The 10,304-nt window shown below is 68.1% G+C and carries 10 protein-coding genes and 2 tRNA genes; 8 read left to right on the top strand and 4 right to left on the bottom strand.

The features are described 5' to 3' along the window. Nucleotides 1–159: 159 nt before the first annotated feature. Nucleotides 160–1,275: a globin domain-containing protein gene (locus ACIBF5_RS02880; protein WP_396807478.1), complete on the bottom strand. Its 1,116-nt coding sequence runs from the start codon at nucleotides 1,273–1,275 to the stop codon at nucleotides 160–162. Between the two features lie 220 nt (nucleotides 1,276–1,495). Between ACIBF5_RS02880 and ACIBF5_RS02875 the strand changes: the two genes are divergently transcribed. Then, complete coding sequence (locus ACIBF5_RS02875; RefSeq protein ID WP_396807476.1) at nucleotides 1,496–2,266, top strand: CPBP family intramembrane glutamic endopeptidase; 771 nt, start codon at nucleotides 1,496–1,498, stop codon at nucleotides 2,264–2,266. Here the strand turns inward: ACIBF5_RS02875 and ACIBF5_RS02870 are convergent. Then, nucleotides 2,227–2,961: a hypothetical protein gene (locus ACIBF5_RS02870; protein WP_396807474.1), complete on the bottom strand. Its 735-nt coding sequence runs from the start codon at nucleotides 2,959–2,961 to the stop codon at nucleotides 2,227–2,229. The two genes, ACIBF5_RS02875 and ACIBF5_RS02870, sit on opposite strands and share 40 nt — an antisense overlap. A 79-nt stretch (nucleotides 2,962–3,040) precedes the next feature. Here ACIBF5_RS02870 and ACIBF5_RS02865 point away from each other — a divergent pair, with 79 nt between their 5' ends. From ACIBF5_RS02865 to ACIBF5_RS02855, 3 genes are all read left to right on the top strand, one after another. Continuing rightward, complete coding sequence (locus ACIBF5_RS02865; protein ID WP_396807472.1) at nucleotides 3,041–3,313, top strand: hypothetical protein; 273 nt, start codon at nucleotides 3,041–3,043, stop codon at nucleotides 3,311–3,313. A gap of 357 nt (nucleotides 3,314–3,670) precedes the next feature. Then, nucleotides 3,671–3,761: transfer RNA gene (locus tag ACIBF5_RS02860), tRNA-Ser, on the top strand. A 35-nt stretch (nucleotides 3,762–3,796) separates the two neighbouring features. Then, nucleotides 3,797–3,869 (top strand) — tRNA-Arg (locus tag ACIBF5_RS02855). Between the two features lie 118 nt (nucleotides 3,870–3,987). On the opposite strand, the gene ACIBF5_RS02850 is transcribed toward ACIBF5_RS02855, so the two are convergent. Further along, on the bottom strand, nucleotides 3,988–4,425 hold the full coding sequence (locus tag ACIBF5_RS02850) for a tyrosine-type recombinase/integrase (protein WP_396808251.1): 438 nt from the start codon (nucleotides 4,423–4,425) through the stop codon (nucleotides 3,988–3,990). Between the two features lie 130 nt (nucleotides 4,426–4,555). Further along, on the bottom strand, nucleotides 4,556–5,791 hold the full coding sequence (locus ACIBF5_RS02845) for an IS256 family transposase (protein WP_396808249.1): 1,236 nt from the start codon (nucleotides 5,789–5,791) through the stop codon (nucleotides 4,556–4,558). 165 nt (nucleotides 5,792–5,956) lie between these two features. Between ACIBF5_RS02845 and ACIBF5_RS02840 the strand changes: the two genes are divergently transcribed. From ACIBF5_RS02840 to ACIBF5_RS02825, 4 genes are all read left to right on the top strand, one after another. Beyond that, the gene (locus ACIBF5_RS02840; protein WP_396807470.1) at nucleotides 5,957–6,709 is read left to right on the top strand and encodes a hypothetical protein; all 753 of its coding nucleotides are present in this window, start codon (nucleotides 5,957–5,959) and stop codon (nucleotides 6,707–6,709) included. Continuing rightward, entirely contained in the window at nucleotides 6,702–7,148 is a 447-nt protein-coding gene (locus ACIBF5_RS02835; RefSeq protein WP_396807468.1) for a hypothetical protein, read from the top strand. The genes ACIBF5_RS02840 and ACIBF5_RS02835 overlap by 8 nt, the downstream gene beginning before the upstream one ends. A gap of 394 nt (nucleotides 7,149–7,542) precedes the next feature. After that, nucleotides 7,543–9,285: a DUF4365 domain-containing protein gene (locus ACIBF5_RS02830; RefSeq protein WP_396807466.1), complete on the top strand. Its 1,743-nt coding sequence runs from the start codon at nucleotides 7,543–7,545 to the stop codon at nucleotides 9,283–9,285. Nucleotides 9,286–9,453: 168 nt separating this feature from the next. Further along, a complete protein-coding gene (locus ACIBF5_RS02825) occupies nucleotides 9,454–10,269 on the top strand; it encodes a tetratricopeptide repeat protein (RefSeq protein ID WP_396807464.1) in 816 nt (271 codons plus the stop codon). Nucleotides 10,270–10,304 lie beyond the last annotated feature (35 nt).

Here is a 10,304-nt window from a genome sequence, read left to right as displayed (position 1 = left end):
GGGCCCCGGGGCTCTACCGCGGGCCCCCGCCCCCCCGGGGGCGGACCCCCCCCCTGGCACCCCACCCCGCCTTGGGGGGGGGGGGGTTGGGGGCCCGGCCCGGCGGGCCCCGACCCCCGGCTGGGGGGAGGGGCTGGGTAGCGGGGTGGTGCGAAAGGGCTAGAGGTCGCCGAAGGTGTCGTACCGGATGTTGGCCGGCGGCACCTCGTGCTGGGCGAGCGTGCGCAGGATGGAACGGACCATGGGGGCGGAGCCGGAGACGAAGCAGTCGTGCGCTGTCCAGGGGCCGTACCGGGCAAGAACCTCGGCCAGGTCGCCCCGCTCGCCGGTGAACTCGTCGTCGACACTGCACGAGGGGAGGACCGAGAGCCAGGGATGCTCGGCGGCGAGTTGGTAGAGCTCGGTGAGACCGTACAACTCGTCCTGGCTGTGCCCGCCGAAGAAGACGTGCACCCAACGGGTGCGGTTGTACAGCGTCAACTCCTCCACCAGCGCCTTGATCGGGGCAAGTCCCACCCCACCCGCGACGCAGAGGATGTCCCGGTTCGACTTGCGGTCCAGTGTCATCGAGCCCATCGGTGCGGCCAACCGGAGCAGGTCGCCGGGCTTGATCTTGCGGACCAGACTGCTTGAGACCCAGCCGGCACCGACCGCCCGTACGTGGAACTCGAGCACGTTCTCCTCGGTCGGCGCGTTCGCGATCGAGTAGGTACGCCAGAGGCGGGGCTGGTAGCGGGGCACTTCGATGCTGACGTACTGCCCCGCCCGGTAGGGCAGCGGGTACTGCAGGGGGCGGCAGGTGAAGACCGCCACGTCCCGGCCCCGACGCTCATGGGTCAGCACCTCGGCGTGCCAGAACGGCGGGTTCGGATCGTCGGCCGCACCCGCGATCATCTTCTCCGAGATCGCCGCGTACGCGTCCTGCCACGCCTGGTCGTACTCGATGCTCCACTGATCACCGCCGGCGGTACGCAGAGCCGCCAGCAGTGCCTCGCCGACCATCGCGTAGTGGTCCGGGCTGACGTGGTACTTGCGGTGGTCACGGCCGAGCCCGCGCAGGAACTCGTCGAACCGCTCCGGATCGTCGAAAGTCTGCATCGCCGAGATCACCGCCTCCAGCAGCCGGTCCCGCTGCCCGGTCATCTGCACCGGGAAGAGCTGACGCAACTGCGGGTTGGAGAGGAAGAGACGAGCGTAGAAATGTCCAGCGATCTTGTCCCGGTCCTCCTCGACCAGGGTCCAACTCTCCTTCAACACCTGCGCCAGGTTGTCCATTGCGCCCTTCTCGATGACGACGTGCGACCGGCGCACGTACGAGCTGATCGGATGGCGGGACGATTGGGCTGTCCGTCTCGATCAGGATGGCCACTCTGCGTGGATCGTGGTCGCACAGATTGTGCGACCAATCCCGAGGTGATGATCAGGGACGGCGGAGGCGGGAAGATTCACCGTCCGAGGGCGGCCGAGTCGCCGCAGCGTGAGGCAGAGTGGTTGGGTGACGGTTGATCTCGCCCGGCCGGTGTCCCGCCGGACTCTCGGCACCGAGGTGCTGCTGGTTCTCGGTGTCTCCCTCGGTCAGTCCGCGGTCTACTCGGCGGTGAACATCATCGGCCGGCTCACCGCCGACCGACCGCTCTCCCAGCAGACCGCGACCCTCAACGCCTCCCAGTCGGCCCGGCCCTGGCTCGACCTCACGTACCAGTTGCTGAACATCCTCTTCGCCCTGGTGCCGGTGCTGCTCGCCGTACACCTGCTCAACCGCGACCGAGGTGACGCCCGACTGACGCTCGGCCTGGACGCCCGGCGGCCCGGCACCGACCTCGGCCTGGGGGTCGGCCTGGCCGCGTTGATCGGCATACCCGGGTTGGGGTTGTTCTTCGTCGCCGCCCAACTCGGGATCAACGCCAACGTGGTTCCGGCCGGTCTGCCGGAGATCTGGTGGGCGGTGCCGGTGCTGATCCTGGCCGCCGCGCAGAACGCGATCCTGGAGGAGATCGTGGTGGTCGGGTACCTGGTGACCCGACTGCGCGACCTCGGCTGGCGGATCGGCGCGGTGATCGCCGCGAGCGCCGTGCTACGCGGGTCGTACCACCTCTATCAGGGCTTCGGTGCCTTCGTCGGAAACGCGATCATGGGAGTCGTCTTCAGCCTCGTGTTCCTGAAGACAAAGCGGGTGTTGCCGCTGGTCATCGCGCACACCCTGCTCGACGTGGTCGCCTTCGTCGGCTACGCCTCGCTGCCCCGAAGCTGGTTCGACTGGCTGTAACGGGCGATGGCTCGCGCGGCCAGCCGCTGCGCTGCCGCCGAGTCGCCCGCCGCGGCGGCGAGCATCGCCGCACCGGGCAGCAGCCGTGCCGCAAGGCGCAGCACCAGCCAGCCACCGGCCTGGGCGGCCAGCGGCGCGGCCAGCCGCCACCCCGCCTCCGCTACCCGGTGCAGGCCACTGTCGTCGCCGTCCGGCCCCGCCGCGAGCGCGGCGTCGAGGGCGCTGCGCGCGGACCGGTCGTCCGGATGCACCTGGGTCAGCACCAGCAGGTCCACCGCCCGCTCCGGATCGGTGGGGTCCAGGCCGTAGGCCGCGGCGAGGTGCAGCACCAGCCCGGCCTGGGTCCAGGAGAGGGCGGCAAGTTCCGCGACGGGTGCGAGGAGGCCGGCGGCGGCCGAGGCGGCGCCGCTCACGCCGGCCAACCGGACGAACCGGGTGGTGATCAACCGGGCCAGGCCATGGGTGCTGGCGGTGGGATAACTCGCCCGGGTCTGCCGAGCCCATGACCCGGCGGCCGGACCCAGACTGTTCACGGCGGCGACGGCCAGCAGTTCGGGGGTGAACCCGGGATGGTCGAGCAGGCGCGCGGCAATCGGTGGTCGGGGAGGTGCGGGCGTACGCGGCTGCGCCGGAACCACCGTTGCCGCGCTGGGGCGCTTCGCCGAGGTGGCCTTGTGACCGGTCCGCTTGGCCACCACAGCCCGAGCCGCTTCAGTGCCGCCGGTCTCGGGGCTGACCGGTTCGGGGCTGACTGCTTCGGGGCTGACTTCGGGGTTGGCTGGTTCGGGGCTGGCTGGGGTGGTGGGCTCGGGCTGGCTCGCTCGGCGGGCACTGGCCTTCCGGGGCGTACCCGCCTTTCGGGGAGTGGCCGATTTTTTCGGTGCGGCCGGCTGCCGAGCCGGGGTCGTCTGGGTCGGGGCGGGAGCCTGCGTCGGGGGCGCCGTGGTGCTCACCTCCGACGGAGTGGTCGCGGGAGGCTCGGGCCCGGTGACCGGTGTCTCCCCGTCGACCGGCCCGGGGGTCGTACCGGACACCGGTGTCGATTGATGTTCCTCGGCGGGAGGCTGGAAGAGCACTGCGGGCGCCACCCTGGCCTTACGGGACCCGCCCTGGGGCGCTACGTCCGGCGTGGGAGACGGTGGGGTGAAGGCCGGCTTCGGGGTGCGGGAGCGTGGCGTCGACTTGGCTCCGGGGCGGCGGCCAGGCGTCGGATCGGTGGGCGGCGGCTCCTCCATGTCCAGCGAGCCTAGTCGGCTTGACCCCACTCCACCTCCCGGAAGCGCCCGTGGACGCGACTCGATCAACCGCTCGACCACGTCCCGGGTACGGCGCGCGGGATACTCGCTTTGCCCCAGCCGGTAGGGGACCTGTATTCTCGGTCGGCGGTGGTCTGCTGGCCACCGGGGAGACTTCGCCTAGTCTGGTCTATGGCGCCGCACTGCTAATGCGGTTGGGGTCTTAAAGCCCCTCCCGGGTTCGAATCCCGGAGTCTCCGCGCGAGATCGGTATGTGTATGCTGATCGAGCACATGCGCCCGTAGCTCAACGGATAGAGCATCTGACTACGGATCAGAAGGTTAGGGGTTCGAGTCCCTTCGGGCGCACAAGATCAAAGGGCGTCTGACCTGCGGAAACGCGGGTCAGACGCCCTAATTGTTAGTGGGGTGTGGACACCCGTTGTCACGTCCGTGTCACACCTGCACCGTCACTCTCCGTGGTGACTCAATGATCATCATGCCTCTGACCTGGGGTTTTGCTGTCGTTCTGTTGGTCCGGCTTGGCTGGCTCCTCTGATTTTTTGGCCGTCCTGGCGGCCTTGCGGGCTGCGCGGCGGATGGCTGTGCGGCGGTCTCGGGCTGCCTTGCGGATGAGTTCAGCGGTAGCGGCGGCTGCCTCGTGTTGTGCGGCTGGTAGCACACTGGTGTAGACGTCGGCGGTGGTATCTATCCGCGAATGACCCAGTTGGGCCTGGATGATTTTGAGGTCCGCCCCGGCGCCATGGGCCAGGGAAGCGGCGCCGTGGCGTAGGTCGTGTAGTCGAATAGGTGGCAATTGCGACCTTTTGATGAGAATTCCCAAGCGATGTGTGAAGTACCCGGGGTGGTAGGGCTGGCCGTCCGGTCGGGTGAAGACGTAGCCGGTGTCGTAGTACGCCTGCAGGGTCTCGACCCGCCAGCTGCGAGTCCACCCGCCGCTGCTGGACCCTGAGCTACCCAGACGAAGGCTTCCACGGGCTTGTCAAGCTATCCGTGGGTGAGGGTGTAGCCGTTTCTTGGTTTGTTTGTGCTGGTCAGAGGGGTAGGCGTCCGGGGAAGTGGATGGCGAGTGCGTTGAGGGCTCGTTTCCAGCCCCAGGTGCCGGTGCCGGTGTTTCCTCCGCGTTGTCGGCTGATGTTGCGGATGCCGAGGTAGAGGAGTTTGAGGGCGGCGTCGTCGGTGGGGAAGTGTCCTCGGGTTTTGGCGATCTTCCGTAGTTGGTAGTTGATCGACTCGATCAGGTTCGTCGTGTAGATGATCTTCCGGATGTCGGTATCGAAGGTCAGGAACGGCACGAACTCGTTCCAGGCGCGTTCCCAGGCCGCGACGATGCCGGGGTACTGCCGTCCGTGGACCCGGGTGAACTCGGCCATCGCTGTCTCGGCGGCGTCGGCGTTGACCGCGGTGTAGATCGGTCGGAGCGCTGCGGCGATGGTGCGCCGGTCGTTGTAGGAGACGTAGCGCATGCTGTTGCGCAGCAGGTGAACCACACATGTTTGAACCACCGCGTCGGGCCAGTCGGCGGCGATCGCGTCGGGTAGGCCGGTCAGCCCGTCGCAGCAGACGATCAACGCGTCCCGCAGGCCACGTTGACGCAGGTCGGTCAGTACCCGTAGCCAGAACTTCGCGCCCTCGGTCTCCTGGATCCACACCCCGAGGACGTGTTTGTAGCCGTCGACGTCGATCCCGACGACGAGGTGAGCGGCCTTGTTGACCACGGTGCCGTTGTCCCGGACCTTGATCCGGATAGCGTCGACATACAGGATCGGATACACCTCGTCGACCGGCCGGTTTTGCCAGGCACGTACCTCGTCGGCGACGACGTCGGTGATGTTCGCGACCGTCTCGTGGGACACCTCGGCGCCGTAGATCTCGCCGAGGTGGTCCCGGATATCCCGGGTCGACATGCCCCGGGCATACAGGCTCAGGATCGCCTCGTCCATCTGCCCGAGCCGCCGGCGTCGTTTCGGCACGATCCTCGGCTCGAACGACGACCCACGGTCCCTCGGGACCTGGATCCGCACCGGTCCGGCCGTCGTGATCACGGTCTTGGCCGAGTGCCCGTTGCGGTGGTTGCCGACACTCACCCCGTCCGGCGCCTCGCCCCGTTCATAGCCGAGGTGTTCGGCCATCTCGGTTTCCAACGCCCGTTCAAGTACCGCGCCGATCATCTGCTGGATCAACCCACCCGGCCCGTCGACGGCCAGCCCTCGCCGGTTAGCGTCGGCCAGTAACGCGTCAACTGTCTCCGGCGGGAGCAGACCCGCCACCCGTGCCGCCGCCTCGCTATCAGCGATCACCGCCGATGGTGTTGCCGCCTCGGAGCCGATCACCGGATCCTGAGATACATCCATGATTGTCATGCGGGAGTCCCTTCTGAACAGGCAAGACACATCCTGCCTGTCCGATCAGGCCACCCCTCACCCACGGTTCATTTGACACGCCCGCTTCCCTTCCACCTCGACGTCCTGCCCACCATCCCGGACGCCGACCTGCCGCCCACCGGCATCCTGCTCATCGACAAGCAACTGCGGCTGTGGCAGCACTCCAACCCGATCGGCTACGCCACCTGGTTCCAGCAGCAGTCGCAGCTCGATCGCCGCCTCGTCGAGGCGAAGCGGCACGCGAACGTCGCCGACGTGCCCGACTGGCAGGTGCGCAGCACCCTGCAGCGGGCCGTGCAGATCCTCAAGTGGCACGCCATGCTGTACTTCGCCGACGACACCGACCACCGGCCCCCGTCGATTCTCATCACTACCCTCGCCGCCCGCGCCTACCTCGGCGAGTCCGACCTCTTCACCGCCACCCGCGCCGTCATGGACCGGATGAACGCGTACGTCGAGAACCGCCACGGCCAGTTCTGGGTGCCCAACCCGGCGCACGAGGACGAGAACTTCGCCGACAAGTGGAACGAGTATCCGGAGCGGCGCAAAGCCTTCCTCCGCTGGCACAACGACCTCGCCGTGCTGCTCGACGAATTCGTGCATCTGCAGCACAAGGGACTCCCGACCCTCGCCGCCCGGATGTCGGAAAGCTTCACCGCCGACGCCGTGCAACGCTCCTTCCAGCGGCTTGCCGAGCGCCGGACCATCGAGCTGAAGACCGGCAAGTTGCACATGGCCACCGGCGGCCTGCTCACCACGACCGCATCCGGACCGCGCGTCCCACGACACACATTCCATGGTTAGCATCCCCACCCGCGCGGTTAACCTCACCAGGCAGCTCGTCGCGATCACCACCGTGCTGCCCAACGCCGAAGGCGCCGTCCGCGGCGGCGAGCTCACCTGCACCGTCCGGCTACAGCCGTCGCCGGCCAGCCGGACCTACACCGTGCGTCTGACCTACCGGCACGGACTCCGTCCCAAGGTCACCGTCATCGACCCTCCTGTGCTCGAGTTGCACTCAGACGCGGAGGCGCTCCCGCACGTCTACCCCGGCGACGAGCTGTGCCTGTACTACCCGGGCGAGTGGAAACACCACATGCTCCTGGCGACCACGATCCTGCCCTGGACCACCGAATGGCTCCTGCACTACGAGCTGTGGCTCATCATCGGGTATTGGGCGGGCGGCGGCGACACTCACGCGACCGAAGGGGCAGTGCACTACCGACCGAACCGTGGCGCCTGACCACCGACCATGTCGGCTCTGGCTCACTTTCGGTGGTGACATTCCGTAGCGACCTCGCAGATGCGCGCGGGGACCGATGACGCTGATGTCTCGGGGTCTTCGCCGGAAGCGCGCGACCCGACTCGCTGCCCTGTTTGCCCTGGTTGCACCAATTTAAACAGCGCCGCCACCCAGCCGTTGAGATCGCTACTCTCTGCTACCACCGAAAGTGAGCCAGAGCCGAAATCTACGCAGTCCCGCCTTTAGATCCACACTTCCCCATTATCCTGCGGCGACGTTCTGGCCATCGGCTGTCGGGTGGCCGACATTTCCGCTCGGCCGCCGGAGTCGTCGTACCCGCGAGGCATACTCGCCCGGAGTCAGGTTTCGCGTCGAGCCGTGAGGATGACGGGTAGTGTCTCGAGGCAAGAAGGTCAGCCGGCAAACCCTTATCGGTGAGGCTGGCATGGCGCTGATCCATACCCGGGTGACCGCGATGGGCTTCCTCTTCGAACCACACCGGCTCGATCATGGAATTGACGGCCGCATCGAGCTCATCGATCCCGTTACTCAAGAGGCTCTCAACCTGACGCTGCTGGTGCAGAGCAAGGCCAGCACGCTGCCGTTCCCGGGCGAGACCGACACGTCCTTCCGCTACACCTGCCGCGAACGCGACCTCCACTACTGGCTGGGCGGCAACGCCACGGTCATCCTGGTCCTATCGCACCCAGACGACAACGAGGCCTGGTGGGTCGACATCCAGGCCGCCTTCGCGGATCCGGCGCGACGGGCTTCCCGTACGGTTACGATCGACAAGCGCCGGCAGGTGTTCGATGCCTCCGCTGCCCCCGAGCTCCTGCGGCGCGCGACGAAATCCTGCTATTCGTCCGGAGTGGACGAGGGCCCTGGCCGCCTGATATCCGAGGCGGGGAGCCCGTTCGCCCTCGAGGTTCACGAGGCGATCACCCCGTTCGGCGACACCACCGACCTCCCCGAGCTGCCGCCGTACGTTCCCCGCCAGCACGACGGTGATCTCGAGAAGATTGTGCAGAAGGCGGCCGCTGGCACCAGCGGAATCGCACTGCTGCTCGGCAACTCCTCGACGGGAAAGACCCGCTCGGCCTGGGAACAGATCCACCGCCTGCCGAGCCATTGGCGCCTGTGGCACCCGGCGTCGCCCGACGAACTGGTCGAGCGGTTGCCGTCGGTCGGGGCGCATACCGTGCTGTGGCTGAACGAGTTGCCTCGCTATCTGTACACCGACGACGTTCGCCGGGATGAAACGATCGCGGCCGGGTTGTCGGAAGCGCTCCGCAGCGCCGACTGCACCCCCGTACTGATCCTGGGGACGCTCTGGCACGAGTACCGGTTGCGCCTGGCCCCGGCCGAGGTCGAGATCGGCAGCGAGACCCGACCGAACGCGCGGATCCTCGTCACAGGCAACCTGGTTCCCGTCCCGGAGACCTTCGGTGCCGTCGAGTCGGGCCGACTCGCCGAGGCCGCGGTCACCGACGCCCGCCTCGCCGAGGCCCTAGCCCGGGCCGAGGAAGGGCACATCACTCAGTACCTCGCCGGCGGCCCCGCGCAGATCCAGCGGTATCGAACGGCCGACCCGGTGGCCCGAGCCGTGTTGCACGCCGCGATGGACGCCCGCCGTCTCGGTTGGGGCGAAGTCTTACCAAGGGGCTTCTTGGCCGCTGCGGCCCAGTCCTACCTGACCGACCTGCAACGTGCCACCCTGCCGATCGACTGGTTCGACCGTGCCCTTACGGACTATCTACTTCCGCTGTGTCAGGGCGCCCGGGGACCGTTGTCGCGGGCCGGCGACGACTTCCGGCTCGCCGACTACTTGGAGCAGCACGGCAAGCGCACCCGCCAGGGCAGCCGCCCACCGGACGGTTTTTGGGCGGCCGCGCTGCGCGACGACGTCACCGGCGGGGATGCGGTGGCCATGGCCAGGGCGGCGTACCGGCGCGATCGGCGGGAGATCGCCCACCGGTTGGCGTTGGAGGCGGCGGTCCGCGGTGATCGAGCCGGATTGGCCACCTTCGCAGCGATGGTGGAAGAGGACGAGGGCCGCGACGAGGCATCGCCGTACCTCGAACTCGCGGCGCAGAACGGAGATACCCGGTCGCAGCTTGTTCTTGGTCACCGATGAGAGGACTCGGGCGACTACGACGCCGCCGAAGCCTGGTATTCCCTCGCGGATGACGGCACCAACCCGCACGCCCTCGTCGGCTTGGCATCAGTGCACGCACGCCAAGGGCGGTACGAGGTCGCCGACGAGCTCTACCAGACCGCCCTGGCCAACGGCGGGGCGCGAGAGGTGGAATACCAGGCCCGCGACCTCGCCGAACGCGACGAACACGACGACGCTCTCCGGCTCGCTGAGGAGTCGTTCCAGCACGGCAACCGGGAGGCGCTCACCGGGCTGGCGTGGCGGTACACCGGCCCGGACCTGCCACGCGCCTTCGCCGTGATGCGGCGCGCGATGGCACTCGGCTTCGACGATGCGATTACCGAGATGGTCATTCTCGCCACGACGGCCAACGACCCCGCGCTCGTCACGAGGTACTGCGACCTCGCGATCGAGTCGGGCCATCCCAATGCCCAGCGTGTGGCCGGGCATGTCCTCGCGCGGTCCGGTGACGAGCGCCGAGGCGAGGCTCTGCTCTGGCGTGCCTTCAACGGCGGCCTGCACCGGTCACTGTTCGAGCTGGCAGAGCTCCGCGAGCGGCAGGGTCGCGTCCGTGCCGCGCGCCGACTCTACCGGCGGCTGACCAGCGTCGGGCAAGTCTTCGCACTGGTCAAGCTGGCCGCCTCGTACGAGCAGGCGGGCGACCAGGCCACCGCCGAGCATCTGGCCGCAAAGTACGCACGGCTGGAACACCTGGGACCGAAGGACAGCGGATGGCATTGGGTCGCCAAGGCGCGATACCGACGCGGCGACCATGCCGGCGCGAAGAGACTGTTGGGACGGCTCGCGTCCGCCGGCGACACCCACGCTCTGGTCACGATGGCCGAATGGGCCATCAAGACCGGCGATCGGCCGGAGGCCGAGGCGGCGGTGAATCGAGCCATCGACAGCGGGGCGCCCGGAGCGAAGAAGCTCCTGCTGCAACTGAGGCAGTCGTCAGAATAAGCCGAGCTGACCGGGTATCGGCTCCTCCCGGCTAC

Source organism: Micromonospora sp. NPDC050417, assembly GCF_044458865.1.
Lineage (GTDB): Bacteria > Actinomycetota > Actinomycetes > Mycobacteriales > Micromonosporaceae > Micromonospora_G.
Note: the sequence above shows the minus strand (reverse complement) of the source record. Positions and strands in the feature narration are given on the sequence as shown.

What these genes read in the sequence shown, in the direction of transcription:
- ACIBF5_RS02880 (WP_396807478.1), bottom strand. Translation starts at nt 1,275, where the DNA reads ATGGACAACCTGGCGCAGGTGTTGAAGGAGAGTTGGACCCTGGTCGAG.
- ACIBF5_RS02835 (WP_396807468.1), top strand. Translation starts at nt 6,702, where the DNA reads ATGGTTAGCATCCCCACCCGCGCGGTTAACCTCACCAGGCAGCTCGTC.